The sequence below is a fragment of the Flavobacterium tagetis genome (assembly GCF_016735615.1).
GTDB lineage: Bacteria > Bacteroidota > Bacteroidia > Flavobacteriales > Flavobacteriaceae > Flavobacterium > Flavobacterium tagetis.
The window spans coordinates 756671-778910 of the sequence record NZ_JAERSF010000003.1; the positions used below are offsets into that span (position 1 = coordinate 756671).

The window sequence follows — 22240 nt, forward strand, 5'->3', positions numbered from 1 at the left end:
ACTTGTTAATCGACAAAGATTGAGGACATTCTGTGTGAAGTTTCTATTGTGATTTCTCCTTTCAGTCGAAATGACAAAAAGAACTATAAAAAAATAGATAAAATTGAAATACATAAAATACATCCTTCTCTTCACAACGCTTTGCCTTAAAGCGCAAATCCCTGTGCTTGATAATTACAATCAGGTTTGGACAACGCAGAGCAATAATTCATCAGAATCTATGCCTTTGGGAGGCAGAGATATTGGTATGAATGTTTGGGTAGAGAAAGGTGATTTGTATTTCTATTTTTCGCGAAGCGGAACTTTTGATGAGCATAATACTTTATTGAAATTAGGAAGAGTAAAAGTGACTTTAAGTCCGAATCCTTTTGAAGGAAAAGAAGGGTTTCATCAGGAATTGAAACTGAAAGATGGTTATGTTTTAGTTGGGCAAAACAACACAAAAATAAAACTTTGGGTTGATGTTTTTAAACCGATTATTCATGTTGATTTAGAAAGTAAAAATCCGTTGAAAATGAAGGCTTCTTATGAAAGCTGGCGTTATCAGAACCGTTATCCGAAAGGAAAAGAAAACAATGCCAATTCTTATAAATGGGCACCTCAGGGAGAACTTATAACCTATAAAGATTCTATTTCTTTTGAAAATAATGGAGTTAAATTTTACCACAGAAATCGAGACAATACGGTTTTTGACGTTGCGGTAAAACAGCAGAAAATGGAATCGGTTAAAGACCAAATGCTGAACCCGATTGCGAATCTGACTTTTGGTGGATTCATGAAAGGCGATAACTTAAAACCAGACGGAACGTATCTTGGAAAATATCAGGATATGGATTTTAAAGGCTTTACTTTATCAAGCATAAAACCATCCAAAAAACAGGCATTAGAAATTTATTTAAACACCAGTCAATCTGATTTTGTTGCTTGGAATAATGGATTGAAAAGTTTGATTGCTGCAAACAAAAACACAGCGAAACAAGCTGAGAAAAACACTCAAAAATGGTGGAATAATTTCTGGAATCGCAGCTTTATTTTCACTCAAAAAAATCATTCAAGTGTTAAAGATTCGGTGTATCAAATTGGGCAGAATTATCAATTGTTCCGATACATGCTTGGATGCAATGCATACGGAAAATATCCAACCAAATTCAATGGCGGACTTTTTACGGTTGATCCCGTTTACACGAACAAAGACCTGAATTTTACACCTGATTTCAGAAATTGGGGTGGAGGAACGATGACGGCTCAAAACCAGCGATTGGTTTATTTTCCGATGGTGAAAAGTGGTGATTTTGATATGATGAAATCGCAATTGGATTATTACGTAAGTCTTCAAAAAAATGCTGAATTAAGAAGTAAAGTTTATTGGAAACATAATGGTGCATCATTCACAGAACAATTAGAAAACTTTGGACTTCCAAATCCAGCGGAATACGAATGGAAACGTCCCGCAGATTACGATCCAGGAATGGAATATAACGCATGGCTCGAATACGAATGGGATACGGTTTTAGAATTCTGCCAAATGATGTTGCAACAAAAGGAATATGCAGGAGAAGATATTCAAAAATACAATCAATTCATCATCAGCTGTCTTCGATTTTTTGATGAACATTATCAATATTTAGCCAAACAGCGAGGAAGAAAAGCTCTGGATGGGAACGGGAAATTAATTCTCTTTCCGGGTTCAGGAGCAGAAACTTATAAAATGGCAAATAATGCTAATAGTACGATTTCGGCTTTACAAGTAATTACAACCAATCTTTTACAGTTTTCTTCGGAACAATTATCAAAGGAAGAATTAGAATATGTAAAAGCGTTTCAAACTAGAATTCCGCCTTTAAATTTCGGGCAGATTGAAAATCATAAAGTTTTGCTTCCTGCCAAAACATGGGAACGGGTTAATAATTCTGAAGTTCCGCAACTGTATCCTGTTTATCCTTGGGGAATTTATGGAGTTGGGAAACCTGATTTAGAAACGGCTTTAAATACTTGGAAATATGATTCTGATGCTATAAAATTCAGAAGTCACATTGGATGGAAACAGGATAATATTTTTTCGGCTCGTTTGGGATTAACCGAAGAAGCGATGAAATATAATACAATGAAAATGGCTAATTCAGAAAGACGTTTTCCAGCTTTCTGGGGACCAGGTTTTGATTGGGTTCCCGATCATAATTGGGGCGGATCAGGAATGATTGGCATGCAGGAAATGATTTTGCAGGAAGCTGATGGGAAGATTTATCTTTTTCCTGCCTGGCCAAAAGATTGGAACGTTCATTTTAAATTACATGCCAAACAAAATACTACGATTGAAGCCGAACTCCTGAATGGAGAATTGAAGGTTTTAAAAGTAATTCCAAAAGAAAGAGAAAAAGACATTATAAATCTGTTAGGAAAATCTGAAGCAGAGAAAACGAAATTAAACTAACTATTACCAATCAAAATGATAAAGAAATTAATAAGTGGCGCTGTTTTGTCCATGCTTTTGACCACAAATGGGCAGGCACAATCAGTTGCAAATACTGATAAACAAATTGTAAAAGTTGACTTTGATTTTTTTCAAAGAAGACTGGAAGAAGTTCATGATCCGAGTTATGATTCGTGGGTGATTAATGAAGGGAAAGAAGCTGAAAAATCATTTAATAATGTGTCATTTAAATTAAAAGGAAACTTTACATCAAAGTGGTATAAAGTTGGAATGAACGCTCCATTTTACAACAAATTAGGAAGTGATGGTTTGGTTACGAATGAAAATTTAGAATTGAAAATCAGCGGATTGAAATCGGGAAAACATACACTTTTGACTTTTCATAATGCTTTTGATGTGATTACAGGAAAAACTTTTTCTCCGATAAAAATCTACGTAAACGGAAAACTTCAGCAAACCGTAAATGCAAGTCAGAGAGCCAATGCTAAAATTGATGCTTCGATGGCGTATATTACTTTTAATGCTGAAAAAGGCAAAGATGTAATAGTTCGTTTTGAGATAGATCAAACTTCCAATCCTGATATCGTTAAACAAATTGTGATTAATGGTTTTGAAATTGATACGCCAAACCTTATGTATCAGGCTCGTACTCCTGAACCAAAAAACAGAGACGAACACGTTGAAGTGGGTAAAACTTTAACTCTAAAATGGGATGCTGTAAAAAATGTGGCATTTCATAAATTATATTTTGGAGAAGATAAAAATGCGGTAGAAAATGCAACAGAAGCTTCAAAAGAGTTTAAAGGAAAACTAACGGAGAAATCTTTTACAGTTTCTGATTTATACAGCGGCACAACTTACTATTGGAGAGTCGATGAAGTGGATAATAATGGCGAAGTAACTTTAGGAAATGTATGGTCGTTTAAACCAGCACAATTGGCGTTTCCAGGTGCTGAAGGTTACGGACGTTACGCCGTAGGAGGTCGTGGCGGAAAAGTAATTGAAGTAACGAACTTAAATGACGATGGTCCGGGAAGTTTACGCGATGCCATTAATCAGGAAATTGGACCAAGAACAATCGTTTTTAATGTTTCGGGAAATATAAAATTGGCTTCGAGATTAGTGGCAAATCAGCCTTATATCACTATTGCGGGACAAACAGCTCCGGGAGAAGGAATCACGATCAGCAGAGCGCCAATTGGATTGACAGGAAATGATGGAGTGATTCGATTTTTGAAAGTGAGAATTGGAGGCGGAACTACTTTTGACGGAATGGGATTAACAGGCGCTGATTATAGTATTATTGATCATTGTTCGATTAGCTGGACAATTGATGAATCATTTAGTTCGCGTGGTGCGCATCATATTTCATTGCAAAGAACTTTAATTTCTGAAGCTTTAAATGTGGCTGGACATGATAAATATCCAGCAGGAAAAATGCACGGATTTGCAGCAACTATCGGTGGTGATATTGGTAGTTTTCACCATAATTTATTGGCACATAATCAGGGGCGCAACTGGAGTATCGGTGGAGGTTTAAACGGAGACGGTTATTACACAGGAAGATTGGATATCACAAATAATGTGGTTTACAACTGGGGAGGGCGTACAACTGACGGAGGCGCAAACGAAGTAAATTTTGTAAACAATTATTATAAACCGGGTGCTTCAACTAAGATTTTTGTTGCATTGAATGCACAGCATGAAGGTGTTGGAAAAGGAATGCAGCGCTACTATTTTGACGGAAACATAATGCCGGGTTATTTTGATGAGAAATCTCAGGATAAAGGAAGAAAATCTACGATAAGCAATAATGAAAAAGTCGAATATGAAACTTTCGTTGATAAACCATTTTTTCCTTCTTATGTAAACACGCAATCAGCAAAAGGAGCATACAAAAATGTACTTTCGGATGTTGGGGCAAATCAGCCGTTTTTTGATAAACACGATAATAGAATTGTTGATGAAACTTTAAAAGGAACTTTCACTTACAAAGGAAGTAAAAGCGGTTTAGGCGGTATGATTGATAATGAACAAGATGCGGGAGGATGGCCAAATTTTGCTTCAGAAACTCGTCCAACGGATTGGGATACAGATCATGATGGTTTACCAAATTGGTGGGAAAAAGCTTTTGGTTTGAATGAAAATTCAACTGCTGGAGATTTCTCAGATACCAATCAAGATAAAGATAAAGACGGATTTACTCAATTGGATAATTACTTAGACTGGCTGGCTCAACCTCATTATTTTATCAATTTAAAGGATAAAAAAGTTTTAAACGTAGCAGATTATTTTAAAGGTTTTGAAAATAAACCAGTTTATACTTTCTCTGAAGTAAAAAATGGAAAAGCCAATTTTAAAGGAAAAGAAATTCAGTTCACGGCTTCAGATAAAGGTTTCGCTTCTTTGGTAGTAACGGTAAAAGATGCCGATGGAGATTCTATGAGCAGAACTATTAATTTCTTTGTTAAGTAAAAAAATGGGTTTGCCACGAATTACACGAATTTCCACGAATTAGTTTTTAGCTACAGATTAAAGGATTTGCACAGATTATAAAAAAAATCATTTTAATCTTTTTAATCTGTGGCTAAAAAAAAGAAAAAATTAGTGCAATTAGTGTAATTCGTGGCAAACAAAAAATATTCAAAAATGAAAAAGAACATCATCATATCATCCTTATTTCTTTCAACTGTAATCTTTGCGCAAAATAAAGGCTTGGTTGCGAATTCAGAAAGTCCGTATTCTAAATTACAGAGTATAGGCTTGCAAGATGTAAAATGGACAAACGGTTTTTGGAAAGAACAATTTGATGTAGAAACCAAAAATACTTTGCCATATATGTGGGATTTGTATCACAACGATGAAGTTTCGCATGCTTACAAAAACTTCGAAATTGCAGCAGGTTTAAGCAAAGGAACTTTTAAAGGACCTTCGTTTCATGATGGTGATTTCTACAAGATTTTTGAAGGAATGGCAGCAACGTATGCCGTTACAAAAGATAAAAAACTCGATGCGGAAATGGATAAAGCCATTGCGCTTTTCGCGAAAGTACAGCGTAAAGATGGTTACATTCATACACCCGTTTTAATTGATGAACGCTGGGGAACTTTAGGGCCAGAAGAAGTTAAGAAACAGCTAGGTTTCGAAAAATACAATATGGGACATTTAATGACTGCTGCTTGTATTCATTATCGTGCCACAGGAAAAACAAATTTCCTGAATATTGCCAAAGGAGTTGCCGATTTCTTGTATGATTTCTATAAAAAAGCGTCGCCAGAATTGGCTAGAAATGCGATTTGTCCGTCGCATTATATGGGAATTGTCGAGATGTATAGAACGACCAAAAATCCGAAATACTTAGAATTGGCTAATAATCTAATTGATATTAGAGGAACTACAAATGACGGAACCGATGATAATCAGGACAGAGTTCCATTTAGACAGCAGACAACTGCAATGGGGCACGCTGTAAGAGCAAATTATCTTTATGCCGGAGTAGCCGATTTGTATGCCGAAACGGGAGAAAAGAAATTATTAGATAATCTAGAATCTATTTGGGATGATGTAACGTATCGCAAAATGTACATTACAGGAGGTTGCGGTTCTTTATATGATGGTGTTTCGCCAGACGGAACTTCGTATGATCCAACAGTGGTGCAGAAAATTCATCAGGCTTACGGAAGACCTTTTCAATTGCCAAATGCAACGGCTCATACCGAAACTTGCGCCAATATTGGAAATGTTTTATGGAATTGGAGAATGCTTCAAATTACGGGAGATGCCAAATATGCTGATATTGTGGAGCTGGCACTTTACAACAGCGTGCTTTCGGGAATGGATTTGGAAGGAGAAAAATTCTTGTATAATAATCCATTGAATGTTTCAAACGATTTGCCTTTTCACCAAAGATGGGGCAATGAGCGTGAAGGTTATATTGCCTTATCAAACTGCTGTGCGCCAAACGTAACCAGAACAATTGCCGAAGTTGGAAATTATGCTTACAGTCTTTCAAAAGAAGGTTTGTTTGTGAATTTATACGGAAGTAATTCTTTGAATACCAAAACAATTAACGGAGAAACATTAGAAATTGAACAACAAACCAATTATCCTTGGGACGGAAAAATAACCTTGAAAATTGTAAAAGCTCCAAAAGATTTGCAAGCTTTCTTTTTAAGAATTCCGGGTTGGAGCCAAAATGCTGAAGTTTTGATTAATAATTCGAAAATTACAGATAAAATCGTTTCTGGAACTTATCTGAAATTAAATCAGAAATGGAAAAAAGGAGATGTAATCGAATTGAAGCTTCCAATGCCGGTTGAATTAATGGAAGCGAATCCATTGGTAGAAGAAGTTAAAAATCAGGTTGCCATAAAAAGAGGACCTTTGGTATATTGTTTAGAATCAGATCAGCTTCCTTCGAAAGTAAGTGTTAATGATGTGGCTTTGAATTTGAAATCGAATTTTGCAACAAACAATTTTACCTTGAATAATAGAAACTTAGTAAGCATTGATGCAGAAGCCGTTATAAATTCGAATAATTCATGGAATAAAGCGTTGTACAAACCGCTTTCTTCTAAAAATGCTGATGCTATACAAGTAAAATTGATTCCGTATTTTGCTTGGGGAAATAAAGGAAAAGGTGAAATGACGGTTTGGCTGTCCCATTGATTTGGGACGCGGATTTAACGGATTGCCCTTGGCAAAACGCGGATTAAAACGGATTTTTAATTTTTGTTAAAGGTATAAATCGTTCAGTTTGTCATTCTGAGGAACGAAGAATCATACACGTAACTCGACAAAGATTGGCGATTTAGATTGCGGAGTTTCTAGTGTGATCTTTCCTTCGTCAAGATGACAAAACAAAATGAATAAGTAAATTGAAAAACATGAAATACATTCTAGCCTTATTTTTACTCACAACACTTTCTTTATCAGCCCAAAAGCTCGATAATAAACTCGCATTAACCGTTGCCCAAGACGGTTCAGGAGATTTCAAAACCATTCAGGAAGCGGTAAATAATGTCAAGGACAATTCAGAGAAACGCGTTGTAATTACTATAAAGCCAGGAAAGTATGTAGAAAAATTAGAAATTCCAGCTTCCAAGCCATTTATTACTTTAAAAGGAGCAGACCGAAATAAAACAATTATTTCCTTTGACGATTATTCAGGGAAACCGCTTCGTGAACCAGATCCATCAGGAAAAAAGGAATTTGGAACATCCACTTCGTATTCTTTTTTAATAAAAGGAAATGATTGTACTTTAGAAAATCTAACAGTCGAAAATACCGCAGGTAGAGTAGGGCAAGCAGTTGCACTTCATATTAAAGGCGACAGAGTAATTGTAAAGAATTGCAATCTTTTGGCTAACCAAGATACGCTTTATTTATCAGAAGGAAACACGCGAAGCTATTTTGAGAACTGTTTTATCAACGGAACAACCGATTTTATTTTCGGTGCAGCAACGGCTTTTTTTTACAAATGTACAATTGAGAGTTTAGTAAATTCTTATATCACAGCGGCTTCAACTCCGCAAGGGCAGGCTTATGGTTTTGTTTTTGTAGATTGTAAATTAACCGCAAAAGATAAATCTGTAGATAAAGTATTTCTAGGAAGACCTTGGAGACCTTATGCACAAACCGTTTTTATCAATACAGATTTAGGTTCGCACATTATTCCCGAAGGCTGGAATGCATGGATTGATACTAGATTTCCAGATAAAGATAAAACAGCTTATTATGCTGAATATGGAAGTAAAGGGATGAGTTCAAAAAGTATTTCGCAACGAGTTTCATGGTCGAATCAATTAACGAAAGATGATATTAAAAAATATAACAGAGATTTAGTTTTGAATGGATGGAATCCCATTCAATAGTTAAAGCTGAATTAAAAATGCATCTAACAAAAGCTCACTAATAACTGATATTGGTGGCTTTTTGCTTGATTTTTTCTGTAACCATAAATAGAAAAAGAGCGTTTAAATTTTGTTGGTCAGAATTTACTTTTAAAAATTATTTTTTTTACTAAAATTTATTTAATGTTTTTTTAAACAATCCAGCTACTGTCCTGTGTTAAAATTTGTAGGTTTTTTAGCTTAAAATAAATGTAATTGCAACAATTATCTCTATCGTTTTCGTAAAAATTGACATTTTGTAAATATTTAAATATCAGGTAGGATATTCTTAAGTTTTGAAGAATATATACGATATGTTTATTTTTGATAATAATCTTATCATTTTTTAGTCAAAATGGGTTTTTAAATTTTGTTTTAATCAAACATTTGTCTTAAATATTCTGGTTCATCTATTTTTTCCATTCGTTTTTTATTAATATTGTTTTTTTTGAGTGTTTTTTTTTGAAATAACATGATTAAAACAGGATAGAGCAGGACGGTTCTAATGTGTCATCGTCATATTTTTGGAATATTAAAATAAATGTGTTTTAAACATTTAATAAAATTAATTTAAGATTCCATTAAGAAAAATTTTGTTAATAGACCGAAGCACATTAAACATGACTAACTAACAATTAATAACCTAACCAAAAAAACATTTATGAAACAAGCACTTATAAAAAGATGTAGTTTTCTTTTGTTTACACTGATCAGTGTTCTGAGTTACGCTCAAAACTCAAGTAATCAAGTTACTGTAACAGGAGCTGTTACTGATAATACATCAGGTCTTCTTCCTGGCGTAAACGTAACTGAGAAATCTACAAAGAATACAGTTACAACAGATTTTAATGGTAAGTATCAAATTAAAGTAAAACCAGGTGCTACTTTAGTGTTTTCATTTATTGGAATGAAAAAATTAGAAATTCCAGTTAACGGACGCGCAATAGTAGATGCAAAACTATCTGAAGATTCTAATGTACTAGATGATATTGTAGTTGTTGCATACGGTACACAGAAAAAGAATAATGTTACAGGGGCTATTGCTACTTTAAAACCAGATGATTTTCAGGATTTACCTGTATCAAATTTATCTGAAGCATTAAGAGGTTTGACTCCAGGTGTGAGTGTTACAGGAGGTTCTACGCGTCCTGGAGATGCTGCAAGCCTTCAAATTCGTCAAACTTTTGGATTTTCAAAAGATGGTAACTCAAATATTCCTTTAGTAGTTATTGATGATATGGTTCAGGTTGACCCTCAAAATGGAAAACCTACATTGGATACCTTTAATCAATTGGACCCTTCTGAAATTGAAAGCATGACAATTTTAAAAGACGGTTCTGCGGCAATTTATGGATCAAGAGCTTCACAAGGGGCCATTATCGTAAAGACAAAAAGAGGAAAATCTGGTAAAACTAAGTTTACTTACTATAGCCAATATGCAATAAATGATGCGGTAGGTCATAGTAAAACAATGAATGCTTATGAGCATGGAATTTGGAAAAACAGATTTTTGAATTCTAGCTTAGAAGCAGATAAATCTAAATATTTTTCTGCTGCAGAACTTGAGCAGATGAAAGGTCTAGATTACGATTGGCTTAAAAAAGCATGGAAACCTGCACTTCAGCAAAGACAGTCACTTTCTGCAAGTGGAGGTACTGAAAAAGCTACTTATTTTGCGGGTGTTACCTACTTTGATCAAGGAGCTAACTTAGGTGAGCAAGATTATAAAAAATGGAATTTCAGAACAGGAACGAATATTAAAATCTCTAAGGATTTAGAATTTTCTGCTTCGGTTTCGGCTATTACAACAGACGTAAATAAATCATTTACTAAAGCTTCTGCAAACTTAAACGACAGCAGTTTTGGTGCAGCAGCAGGAGGGGAGCAAGCAGATTATGCTTATTTGTTACACATGCCTAAATATATTCCTTGGGATACTACAGTAGATGGCAAAACATATTGGATGTCTCCATTTCCGCGTACAGATCGCAATTTAGGTAGTGCAAATGCCAATACGACTATTGCAGGATGGAATTATTTTGCAGGTTTGGATGCTGGAAAGCAAATAGAAGAGCAGTTTTCATATAATGTGAATTTGTCTTTAGAATATAAATTACCATTTGTAAAAGGTTTAAGCGTAAAAGGAAGTTTTGCAAGAAGCCAATCTAGTAATTACACAGAGCAATATCAATTGCCTTATGATTTAGCTAGAATAACAAATTATCAATTAGCAGATAATCACTTAGAAAATCCTAATTCTATCTATGCTATTGAAACAAATAACCGTGGTGCTAGAGTTTATTATACTACAGACATGGATAAATTGGTTCAGGCTAACTTCTTTGCAACATATGCTAGAACGTTTGGTAATCATAATGTGTCAGCAATGTTTGGTTATGAGCAATCAGAAGCTTGGAACAAAAGAGTTCGTTTGGCTTACGAAGGAACTTCAAAAGATTATTTAGGAAATAGTACTACTGCAGGACCAATTAGTACAAACTCATTGGCTGAAAAAGTAGAGTCAGGAACACAATCTTATTTAGGACGTGTAAACTATAATTTTAAAGACAAGTATCTTGTTGAGTTTATCTTTAGAAGTGATGCTTCTACTAAATTTGCTCCGCAAAATTACTGGGGCTTCTTCCCAGGCGCACAGTTAGGATGGGTAGTATCTAGAGAAGATTGGTTTACAGAAAATGTTTCTTGGATCAATAACTTGAAATTACGTTATTCAATCGGAAAAACTGGTAAAGATAATATTGATTACTGGAGATGGTTACAATACTATGAACCAGTACCAGATAAAGGAGCTCAGTTTGGTGGAAATGGAGGTATTTTAGGTGGTGGAATTACACCACGTCCTACTCCAAATGAAAATGTGCATTGGGATACTACTATCAAAAATAACTTTGGTTTAGACATATCTTTCTTAAAAAATAGATTGGCAGTTTCAGCTGATTTCTATTATGATAAATCTACAGAAATGTTGATTGGATTGGCTGGTGAGGCAGGTACTCCAATTACAGTAGGAGGTGGTTTTGCAGAGGTGAACTATGCAGCAGTTGATGCTTGGGGATCTGAGTTTAGTGTAAATTGGAATGATAAAATAAAAGATAATTTCAGTTATAATGTAGGGGTGAACTTTGGGTTTTCAAACAATGAAGTTAAAAAATACCCTGAACTTGCAAGAACAGATGCAAATACTAATATTACAGAAGTTGGTTCTTCTACATATTTCCCAACTTATGGATTCAAAACATGGAAAGGAACTTCAACAGGAGATGGTATCTTAAGAACAGATGAGGATGTAACTAATTATTGGAATTATTTGACAGAAAGAGCTACGGCTGCAGGAGGTGTTCCAACTTATATGGGGATCAATAACGTAACTTCTATGCGTAAAGGTATGTTGGCTTACGAAGATACAGGAGGGGTTTATAATGCTTCAACAGGTACTCAAGCAGGTGCTGATGGTAGAATTATGAAAAACGAAGATTATGTTAAGTTGGCAAACAACAGTAGAGTTTACGGTTTTACAACTAACTTAGGATTCAAATACAAAACAGTTTATTTCAAAACGCAGATTCAGACTTCTTGGGGAGGTTACAGAGCTATAGATTTAGTAAAACAAGGTGCGGCATCTGCTCACAATGACTGGGCTCACGAATCTTTCTGGACAGATATGTATGACGCTACTGATAATCCTAATGGTAAGTATCCTAATATGGGACAGCAAGAGTACGCTTTTCTTCCATCTGATTTCTGGCAATTGGAAACATTTAGATGTGTAGTTAGAAATTTAACTGTAGGATTTGAACTTCCAAGAGAAGCAATGAAACAATTAAATATTCAAAAAGCTACTTTAGGAGTTACAGGTAATAACCTTTGGGACTTATATAATCCTTATCCAGATCATTACAGAAATATGTATGATGATTCAGCTGCTAGATATCCAACTCTTAGAACTTGGTCAATTAATTTGAATGTATCATTCTAATATTTAATTAAAAAACAATTATGAAAGCAAAATTTTGTAGATATATAGCAATGATACTTTTAATGGTGTTAGGAGTTTCATGCAGTGATGACTTTTTGGAAGATAAAAAACAATATAAGTATTATGATGCAGAGTTCTTTAAAAGTGAAGAGCGTGTTAATTGGTACGTGAACAATTTGTACTTCGATTTTTTTGATGCCTATAAAACACCAACTGCGATGGTTGTTGGATCTTATACAACAACGCAGACTTCTTATACAGAAGAAATAGGAGGTATTTCTGCGATGATTAATCCGAATATTACTTTAGAAAATGCAGCTGACGGATCTGGATATTTCGGAAAAACATTGGTTGAAAACCCTTCAAACGACCCTTATAACAGAATTAGAGATATTAATGTTATGTTGGAAAGAATTGATGTAGACGGAGCTACTTTGAACCAAACATTTCGTGATCAGATTAAAGGGCAAATGTATTATTTACGTGCAATCCAATATTTTGATTTAATGCGTACTTATGGAGGTGTTCCAATTGTATTAACTGTTCAGACTCCTGATAAAGATGATCCTTCTATAAAAATACCGAGAGCTACAGTAAGTGAATTGGTTAATCAAATTGTTGCCGATCTTGACTTAGCAGCAGGTTTATTGCCTCCTAAATGGCCAGCAAGTGATTATGGACGTTTTACTAAAGGTGCAGCGATGGCTCAAAAATCACGCGTATTGTTAACGTATGCGAGCCCATTATTCAATAAAAATTGGGATTCATCAACAGAGCGTTGGGATGCAGCTTTAGCAGCCGGATTAGCAGCAGAAGCAGAATTAACTTCACAAGGACATGGTTTATATGGATCTAGTGCAAAGGATTGGGAAAGAATGTTTTATGTAAACGATAATGCATTTATTTCAGAAGCGATTACTGTTAAATTGTTAGCAAGCAGTACTACAGTTGCTCCTTCTTTACAGTCTAATAACTCTTGGGAAAGATCAATGCGTTTGGCAAGCCAAGGAGGACAAGGAAGCGGCGGAGTTAAAGCTCCAAAAAGCATGATTGATTTATTTCCTATGGCAAGCGGAAAAAGACCAACCGCAGCTAATAGCTATGATCCTTTCTTGTTTTTTAAAGATCGTGACCCACGTTTTTACAGAACATTTGCTTTCTCAGGAAGTTACTGGCCTTATAATAATAGTTTGCCTTCAACTGCAGCGCCAACTGTTTGGGCATACCGTTGGTCAACAAATGCAACTACGGGCGTAGCTTTCAGTATGGGTAATGATGTCTCAAGTCCAGCTTTTATTCGTAAAATGTCTAGTCCAACAGTAAGTAATTCATCAAACTTCCAAGTTTCAGGAACAGATATTATAGATTATCGTTTTGCTGAGTTAATATTAAACATTGCAGAATGCTATGCTGCTAAAGGCGATGTTGGAAATGCGACTACTTATTTAGGAAGAATCCGTAAACGTGTTGGAATTCCTGCAACAGATAATTATGGAATTGGAACATTAGGAGACAAATATGCAGCTCTAGAAGCTTGTTTATATGAGCGTAGAGTGGAGTTAGCTTATGAAGGAAAACGTTTTTGGGATACTCAAAGATGGATGCTTTATAGCGATGACGCTTCAATTAATGACCAGACAAATGCTAAACTTGGTATTCCGGTAATAAATGGTACGCAACGTGTTGGAAATTATTTGCACTATAAAAACGGAACTAGTGCCGCAGGTACAGATCCTTTAGCAAATGCACGCGCATCTATTTCTGTTGATCCAGATGCTTCAAACTTTCAAACTCAAATTACTGCTTTGGCAACCTTCTATACTAATAATTTTGAATTGCGTTCTCCTCCAACACCTATGGATAACGTTGGTGGTGTAGCCACTCCTATTTTATGGAGACCGAATTATTATATAATGGGACTTAATCAAAGTGCTTTGGTTAATAACCCTTGGCTGACACAAACTGTTGGATGGAAAGATGGTAACGGAGCAGCCGGAACATACATTTATCAAGAATAAATTTTAATATAAGAAACAGATTAATATACAAAGCTTTTCACCTGTATTTGTCAAAAGATACAGGTGATTTGTTTAAAAAGAATTACCAAAAGTTGAAATTAACATGAAAAATTCCGCATTATTTATCGCATCATCTCTGCTTTTTTTAGGAAGTGCAAAATGTTTTGCTCAGTATCCAAAAATAAGTCCAGAAGTTCAAGCGCAGGAAAAAGCAATTAAGGAAGAAGCTCAAAGACTTTCTGATGAGGCTTGGACAAAAGCTTTAGTTGTTATTGAAGAAGAAGCAAAACATGGAAAACCATATATTCCGTGGGCATCAAGGCCAACAGATTTACCTCAGGCAGAAATTCCAGCTTTCCCAGGTGCTGAAGGTGGTGGAATGTACACTTTTGGTGGCCGTGGCGGAAAAGTTTATACAGTAACAAGTTTAGAAGATCGCGGACCAGGAACTTTGCGTGAAGCTTGCGAACAAGGAGGAGCGAGAATTGTGGTATTTAATGTTGCCGGAATTATCAGATTAAAAAGTCCGTTAATTATTCGTGCGCCATACATTACAATTGCTGGACAAACAGCTCCAGGCGATGGAATTTGTATTGCAGGAGAATCAACTTGGATTGATACACACGATGTAATTATCAGACATGTACGTTTCCGTCGTGGAGAAACTTTCGTAGGACGTCGTGATGATGCTATTGGAGGAAATCCTGTTGGAAATATCATGATCGACCACGTTTCTGCAACTTGGGGATTAGACGAAAATATGTCAATTTACAGACACATGTACAATCCAGGACCAGGTTATCCAGACATTAAAGTGGGAACAGTAAACATTACAATCCAAAACAGTTTGTTCGGAGAAGCGTTAGATACTTATAATCACGCTTTTGGAAGTACTTTAGGTGGAGAAAACTGTTCTTTCATGAGAAACATGTGGGCTAATAATGCTGGTAGAAACCCTTCTATTGGGTGGAACGGAATTTTCAATTTTGTGAATAACGTAGTTTTCAACTGGTACAACAGATCTACAGATGGTGGAGATTATACTGCAAATTACAATATCATTAATAACTTCTACAAACCAGGTCCTGTAACCGATTTAACACAGCCAATAAGCTATAGAATCTTGAAACCAGAATCTGGAAGAAGTAAATTGCCTTATATGGTTTTTGGTAGAGCTTATGTAAACGGAAATGTTGTTAATGGAAACGAAAAAGTAACTAAAGACAACTGGGATGGCGGAATTCAGCTAGAAAATAAAAAAGGTGAATTAATGACATATGATGAGGCAAAAGAATACTTCGCTAAAATGAAAGCAGCTAAACCTTTCCCAATGCCTTGGTTTAATAAATTCATGACTGCAGAAGAGTCTTATGAGTTTGTACTTAAAAATGTTGGAGCAACTCTTCCAATTAGAGATAAAGTGGATGAAAGAATCGTGAGAACTGTAAAAACAGGAGTTCCTGAATATGCTAAAGGACTAGAGAAAAAAGAATTCTACCAATTCGAACACAGACGTTTACCGATGGATTCTTATAAAAAAGGAATCATTACTGACATTTCACAAGTTGGCGGATATCCAGAATACAAAGGAAAACCTTATGTAGATACTGATAAAGATGGTATGCCGGATGCATGGGAGAAAAAATACGGTTTAAACCCAAATGATCCATCTGATGCAAAAGGAGATTTAAACGGAGACGGATACTCAAATATTGAAGATTACATTAACGGTGTAAATCCTGCAATAAAAGTAGACTGGAAAGACTTGGCTAATAACAAAGAAACATTAGTTAGACCTTTATTAGATTTAAAATAAGGAACAATTTTTGAAAACATAAAATTGCTCGCAAAGTCGCTAAGGCGCAAAGATTATCAAAATAAAGCATAAAAAACTTTGCGCCTTAGCGACTTTGCGAGATTAAAAAGTTAAGCAGATAAAAATTTATTTAGCTTTTTAACCAAAGCAAACTATGTTTTAAATCAAATTAAAAAATAAAACTCATGGCACTAAATAAAATAAATGCTGGTTTATTATCGCTGCTTTTTGCATTTTCAAGTTTAAATGCACAACAGCATTTAGATCCTGAATATGTAAAAGTCACTAATGAAAGAGCTGCAAAAATCGTTACCAAATTAGACTTGAAAAACGAAGCAAAAGAAAAAGCAGTTTCAAATATAATAGCTCAACAATTCAGAGATTTAACTGAAATCCAAGACGGGAGAGATGCTGAAATCAAAAAAGTAAAAGAAGACATTTCTTTAGCTAAAGAAAAGCAAAACGAAAAGATTGATAAACTGAAAGCAAAAGCAGACGAATCAATTGCCAAATTGCACAAATCTTATATCAAAAAATTAGGTAAAGAATTATCTGAAGACAAAATCACTGAAGTTAAAGACGGAATGACGTATGGAGTTCTTCCTATCACAGTGGCAGGTTACAACGACATGCTTCCAAACTTAACGGCAGAACAAAAAGATTATATCTACAAAGCTTTAGTTGAAGCAAGAGAACATGCAATGGATGCTGGTTCTTCTAAAGAAAAACACGGATGGTTTGGTAAATACAAAGGAAGAATCAATAACTATTTATCAAAACAAGGTTACGATTTAAACAAAGAAAGTAAAGACTGGCACGAACGTGTTGAGCAGAGAGAAAAGAATAAAGTAAAAGATTCGACTGCAAAAGAATAATTTTCTCCTTTAAAACTTTCTATTACAACTATTAACTACAACCACACATAATTCAATGCAAAATATTTTCCCAAACCATACTTTAAAAAGAACATTTATGGCGTTGTCATTTTGTTCTCTTGTATCATCGGCGTATGCCCAATATCCCGTAATTCCAAAACCTGTTCAGGAAAAAGCAGATGCTATTTTAGCTGATGAAGAAAAAAGGCTGAACGAAATCTGGAATGCTAATCTTCATATAATCAAAGAAGAAGCAAAACAAGGAAAACCTTATTTACCTTGGGCTTCGTATCCAAAAGATTTTGTTTTTGCTGATATTCCTGCTTTTCCGGGAGCTGAAGGCGGTGGAGCATATACACAAGGCGGACGCGGCGGAAAAATATTTGTGGTTACTAGTTTGGAAGACAGCGGAAAAGGAACTTTTCGTGAAGCCTGCGAAGCCGTTGGAGCGAGAACAATCGTTTTCAATGTTTCGGGAATCATTCAATTGAAAAAAAGAATCAGCATGCGTGCGCCATATGTTACTATTGCTGGACAAACCGCTCCAGGTGACGGAATCTGCATTGCCGGAGAAACTTTAGAAATTGATACACACGACGTTATTATTCGCCATATGCGTTTCCGTCGTGGAGCAACTGAAGTAACAAGAAGAGACGATGCATTGGGTGGAAATCCAATGGGAAATATCATTGTTGATCACTGCTCTGTAAGCTGGGGATTAGACGAAAATATTTCTTTGTACAGACATCAGTTTGCAGCTAATGCAAAATCAAAACTGGAGAAATTACCGGCTTGTAATATCACAATTCAAAACACTATTTCATCAGAAGGTTTAGACACTTATAATCATGCTTTCGGAAGTACGATTGGCGGATTAAATAGTACTTTTATGCGCAATTTATGGGCAGATAACATCTCTAGAAACGCTTCTATTGGGATGTATGGTGACTTTAATTTTGTAAATAACGTAGTATTCAATTGGTGGAATCGTACGCTGGACGGCGGTGATTATCGTTCAATGTTGAACATCATCAACAATTATTTTAAACCAGGGCCAATAACGCCACAAAACGAACCTATTTCACATAGAATTGTGAAACCAGAATCAGGTTATATAGAACCGAAACAATACGGAAGAGCCTATGTTTCAGGAAACTTTATTGTTGGCTCTCCAGAAGTTACAGCAGATAACTGGAATGGTGGCGTACAATTGGAAAACCTTCCAGAAGCGGAAACAAAAGAATTTTTAGCTGCTATTAAACAGCCAAAACCATTCTCAATGCCAAAATTTAATATCATGTCGGCAGAAGAAGCTTATGATTTTGTTTTGACGAATGTTGGAGCAACAATTCCAAAAAGAGATGCGGTTGATGAAAGAATTATCAAACAAGTTAAAACTGGAAAAATCGAAGTAAAAGACGGTTTAGAAAATTCAATCGGAAAAGAATTTATCAAAAGAAGATTGCCTGCAGATTCTTATAAAAAAGGAATAATCACGCATCCTGACCAAGTTGGAGGATATCCAACTTACAAAGGAAAAGCGTATAAAGATTCAGATAATGACGGAATTCCAGATGCGTGGGAGAAAAAATATGGCTTAAATCCAAATGATGCTTCAGACGCCAATAAAGATGCAAACGGAGACGGTTATACCAATATCGAAAAATATTTTAACGGAATCGATCCAAACACTAAAATTGATTGGACGAAAATCGAAAATAATACGGATACTTTGGCTAAGTTGAAATCATTATTGCAATAGTTAAGTATTCTCAACGTAAACCTGAGAGGTTTTTAAAACCTGCCAGGTTTAAGCACACAAAGAATATACCCAAAATTTGTCATTCCGAGGAACGAGGAATCTCCATAAGGAACTCCGCAAAGTATATCAATCTTTGTCGATTTAGCAACGAAGATTTCTCCTTCGTCGAAATGACAAGATTGTGGAAAAAGACAAACCTAAAAATTATATGAGCTTATATTACTTATATGGTTTAATTTTAAAGTCTAAAAAATTAATAAGGTGAATTTTATCCAGTTAAAAAATACGATCTCCCTTCAAAAAGATAAAATAGTTTTGTCTGGTTTGGCGATGCTTTTTAGTATAAACATCACAGCCCAAAACAATTTTCCAGACATTATCAAAACCAAAGAAGGAAAACTTTCTTTCACTACAGACAGTAAAGGAAATCAAATCCCTGATTTTTCTTTTGCAGGATACAGAAATTCTGAAGTCGCACTTCCGAATCTGGAGAATAAAATTTTTGTTTCTCAACAAGAAGAAGATGCAACACAAAAAATCCAAAATGCAATTGATTATGTAAGTGCATTAAAACCAGATAAATCAGGATTTCGTGGAGCAGTTTTGTTAGACAAAGGAACTTTCAGAATCAGCGGAACATTATATATCAGAAAATCTGGAGTAGTTTTAAGAGGAAGTGGCAATTCGGAAAACGGAACAATACTTTTAGGAACCGGATTAGAAAGAGAAGCTTTAATTAGAATTTTAGGCTTAAACGATAAAATTTATAAAGATTCATTTGAATTTGCAAACGCTTACACACCACTTGGAACGCAGAAAATCCAGTTAAAAAATACTTCAAAATTAAAAGTTGGCGACGAAATCGAAATCAGCAAACCTTTAACGGATAATTTCATTAAAGAAGTAAACATGCAGGATTTCGGTGGAGAAACTTCTTGGATTGGCTGGAAAAAAGGAGACTGGACGACAACTTGGAATAGAATTGTTACCAAAATCAACGGAAACGAAGTAACCGTAAATGCTCCAATTACAATGTCTTTAGATGAGGAGTTTGGAACTTCAAAAGTAACCGTTTATTCTTGGGCAGGAAGAATCGAACATATCGGAATTGAAAATATCTTAATAAAATCAACTTATAATCTTTCAAACTTAAAAGACGAAGAACACAGATGGCAGGCTATCAGCATTGAAAACACTAGAAATGCTTGGGTAAAACAAGTTAATTTCAAACACTTTGCAGGCGGAGCTGTTACGATTTTAAAAACAAGTCAGCAAATTACGGTTGAAGATTGTATTGCCACAGAACCAATTTCTGAAATCGCTTCATTTAGAAGACACACTTTTTATACCGAAGGTCAGCAGACTTTATTTCAGCGTTGTTACTCCGAATTTGGATATCATGATTTCGCTGTAGGCGGATTCGGAACAACTGGACCAAATGCTTTCGTGCAATGCGAATCACATTTGCCATTCGAAAACAGCGGAGCAATTGGAAGCTGGGCAACTGGAGTTTTATTTGACATTGCCAATATCGACGGAAAAGCATTAAGTTACAACAACAGAGAACAAGGAGGAAGAGGAGCGGGATGGACAGCAGCCAATTCAGTAATCTGGGAATCATCAGCATCAAAAGTAGAATGTTATAGTCCGCCAACAGCACAAAACTGGGCTTTTGGAGTTTGGGGACAATTTGGAGGAAACGGACACTGGAAAAACGTAAACGAACATATCAGCCCAAGAAGTTTATTTTATACACAACTAGAAGCCAGATTAGGAAAACTTTCAATTCAGCCTTTTATCTATGATTTAGGCTCAGAAGCTTCTTCAAGTCCGAGTGTAGAAGTTGCTGCAGAATTGACTAAAAACGCTGCTACAACGGCAAAAAGTTTACAAGAATTAATTGTAGAAGCTTCAAAAGCAAATCCGATTAATACAGACAGTAAAGCTTTAAAAAATGCAAACGATTTAAAAGTTGCTTCAAATAAAACAGAAAAATCAACTTCTAAAGTAACAGTAGAAAACGGCTGGTTAACCTTTGAAGGAAAAGTAATTGCAGGAAAACAAACCAATGTAGCATGGTGGAGAGGGGATTTAAGTGATGATTTCGTTAACAAATCAACACCACATATTACTCGTTTTGTACCTGGAAGAACAGGAAACGGATTGACTGATAAAGTGCAAGAAACTGTAGATTATCTAACTAAAAATAATATCGTTGCCTTAGAACACAATTACGGTTTATGGTACGACAGACGAATGGATGATCACGAACGTGTTCGCCGAATTGATGATGATGTTTGGCCTCCGTTTTACGAACAGCCTTTCGCCAGAAGTGGAAAAGATTTTGCCTGGGATCATTTAAGCAAATACGATTTAACAAAATTCAACGATTGGTACTGGAGCCGTTTAGCGCAGTTTGCAACATTAGCAGAACCAAACGGACAATTGTTAATAAATCAGCAATATTTTCAGCATAATATATTAGAAGCGGGAGCGCACTGGGCAAGTTCGCCTTGGCGTTCAGCAAACAATATTAATAGCACAGGATTTCCTGAACCACCGCCTTATGCAGGAGACAAACGTATTTTCATGGCAGAGCAGTTTTACGATATTACCAATGCTCAAAGAAGAAAATTGCACGAAGGTTTCATCAGAAAATCATTTGAGAACTTTCAGGAAAACAGCAACGTAATTCAGCTGACAAGTGCCGAATTTACAGGTCCGTTGCATTTCATGGAATTCTGGTTAGACCAAGCTCAAAAATGGAAAGATGAAACTGGTAAAAAAGGCTTAATTGGTTTAAGTGCTACAAAAGACGTTCAGGATGCTATTTTAAATGATGCTAAAAGAAATAAAACTGTTGATGTAATCGACATTCGATATTGGTATTACAAAGAAGATGGTTCAGCTTATGCACCGCAAGGAGGCGTAAATCTTGCACCAAGACAGCACGCCAGAAAACTAAAAACCGGAAAAGAAACCGACAATCAGGTATATCGTGCCGTTCGTGAATACAGAGAAAAATATCCGGATAAAGTCATTTTATATTCAACAGACGGTTCTTCAAGATTTGGATGGCCGGCTTTAATGGCTGGAGCTTCATTGCCAAACATTCCGAAAATTGAACTTGTGCAGTTTTATTCCGTTTTAAGCGAAATGAAATTAGTTGACGGAAATACGTTTTCCGACAATCTTTGGAAGTTAGAAAATAAAGGAAAAAGCTATCTTTTCTATTTAAAAAACGACCAAGATATCACAATCGATTTATCAAATGAAAAAGGAACATTTGAAGTATTTGCAATCAATGCTTCAACAGGAAATATAACCAAAAAAGCAAACATCGGCGGAGGAAAACAAATAACCATTCCACAAGCCGAAATAAAAGAAAAAGTGCTTTTTATAGTGAAAAAGTAAAAAGTTTTGATAGCCACGAATTCACGAATTAATCGG

The 22240-nt window shown here is 35.4% G+C and carries 10 protein-coding genes; all 10 read left to right on the forward strand.

The features are described from left to right. The first annotated feature begins 103 nt into the window (after positions 1 to 103). Positions 104 to 2431: a DUF5703 domain-containing protein gene (locus tag JI750_RS17230; protein WP_236673071.1), complete on the forward strand. Its 2328-nt coding sequence runs from the start codon at positions 104 to 106 to the stop codon at positions 2429 to 2431. A 15-nt stretch (positions 2432 to 2446) separates the two neighbouring features. Further along, on the forward strand, positions 2447 to 4906 hold the full coding sequence (locus JI750_RS17235) for a pectate lyase family protein (RefSeq protein WP_202004904.1): 2460 nt from the start codon (positions 2447 to 2449) through the stop codon (positions 4904 to 4906). Positions 4907 to 5080: 174 nt separating this feature from the next. Continuing rightward, positions 5081 to 7099, forward strand: coding sequence for an aceric acid hydrolase (locus JI750_RS17240; RefSeq protein WP_202004907.1), 2019 nt, complete (start codon positions 5081 to 5083; stop codon positions 7097 to 7099). Between the two features lie 218 nt (positions 7100 to 7317). Beyond that, positions 7318 to 8304: a pectinesterase family protein gene (locus tag JI750_RS17245; protein WP_202004910.1), complete on the forward strand. Its 987-nt coding sequence runs from the start codon at positions 7318 to 7320 to the stop codon at positions 8302 to 8304. Between the two features lie 679 nt (positions 8305 to 8983). Continuing rightward, complete coding sequence (locus tag JI750_RS17250) at positions 8984 to 12319, forward strand: SusC/RagA family TonB-linked outer membrane protein (protein ID WP_202004924.1); 3336 nt, start codon at positions 8984 to 8986, stop codon at positions 12317 to 12319. Between the two features lie 20 nt (positions 12320 to 12339). Then, positions 12340 to 14337, forward strand: coding sequence for a RagB/SusD family nutrient uptake outer membrane protein (locus tag JI750_RS17255; protein ID WP_202004928.1), 1998 nt, complete (start codon positions 12340 to 12342; stop codon positions 14335 to 14337). A gap of 103 nt (positions 14338 to 14440) precedes the next feature. Continuing rightward, positions 14441 to 16153 carry a polysaccharide lyase gene (locus tag JI750_RS17260; RefSeq protein ID WP_202004930.1) on the forward strand — a complete coding sequence of 571 codons (1713 nt, stop codon included), beginning with the start codon at positions 14441 to 14443 and terminating at the stop codon, positions 16151 to 16153. A 185-nt stretch (positions 16154 to 16338) separates the two neighbouring features. Further along, positions 16339 to 17028 (forward strand): DUF3826 domain-containing protein, encoded by a 690-nt coding sequence (locus tag JI750_RS17265; protein WP_202004933.1) that lies wholly within the window; start codon positions 16339 to 16341, stop codon positions 17026 to 17028. A 55-nt stretch (positions 17029 to 17083) separates the two neighbouring features. Further along, positions 17084 to 18790 (forward strand): polysaccharide lyase, encoded by a 1707-nt coding sequence (locus JI750_RS17270; protein WP_202004935.1) that lies wholly within the window; start codon positions 17084 to 17086, stop codon positions 18788 to 18790. Positions 18791 to 19051: 261 nt separating this feature from the next. Beyond that, positions 19052 to 22204, forward strand: a complete 3153-nt coding sequence (locus tag JI750_RS17275) for a DUF6298 domain-containing protein (protein WP_369410035.1) — start codon at positions 19052 to 19054, stop codon at positions 22202 to 22204. Positions 22205 to 22240 lie beyond the last annotated feature (36 nt).

Coding starts and splice junctions, on each gene's coding strand:
- JI750_RS17235 (WP_202004904.1), top strand. CDS start 2,447: ATGATAAAGAAATTAATAAGTGGCGCTGTTTTGTCCATGCTTTTGACC.
- JI750_RS17240 (WP_202004907.1), top strand. CDS start 5,081: ATGAAAAAGAACATCATCATATCATCCTTATTTCTTTCAACTGTAATC.
- JI750_RS17245 (WP_202004910.1), top strand. CDS start 7,318: ATGAAATACATTCTAGCCTTATTTTTACTCACAACACTTTCTTTATCA.
- JI750_RS17250 (WP_202004924.1), top strand. CDS start 8,984: ATGAAACAAGCACTTATAAAAAGATGTAGTTTTCTTTTGTTTACACTG.
- JI750_RS17255 (WP_202004928.1), top strand. CDS start 12,340: ATGAAAGCAAAATTTTGTAGATATATAGCAATGATACTTTTAATGGTG.
- JI750_RS17260 (WP_202004930.1), top strand. CDS start 14,441: ATGAAAAATTCCGCATTATTTATCGCATCATCTCTGCTTTTTTTAGGA.
- JI750_RS17265 (WP_202004933.1), top strand. CDS start 16,339: ATGGCACTAAATAAAATAAATGCTGGTTTATTATCGCTGCTTTTTGCA.
- JI750_RS17270 (WP_202004935.1), top strand. CDS start 17,084: ATGCAAAATATTTTCCCAAACCATACTTTAAAAAGAACATTTATGGCG.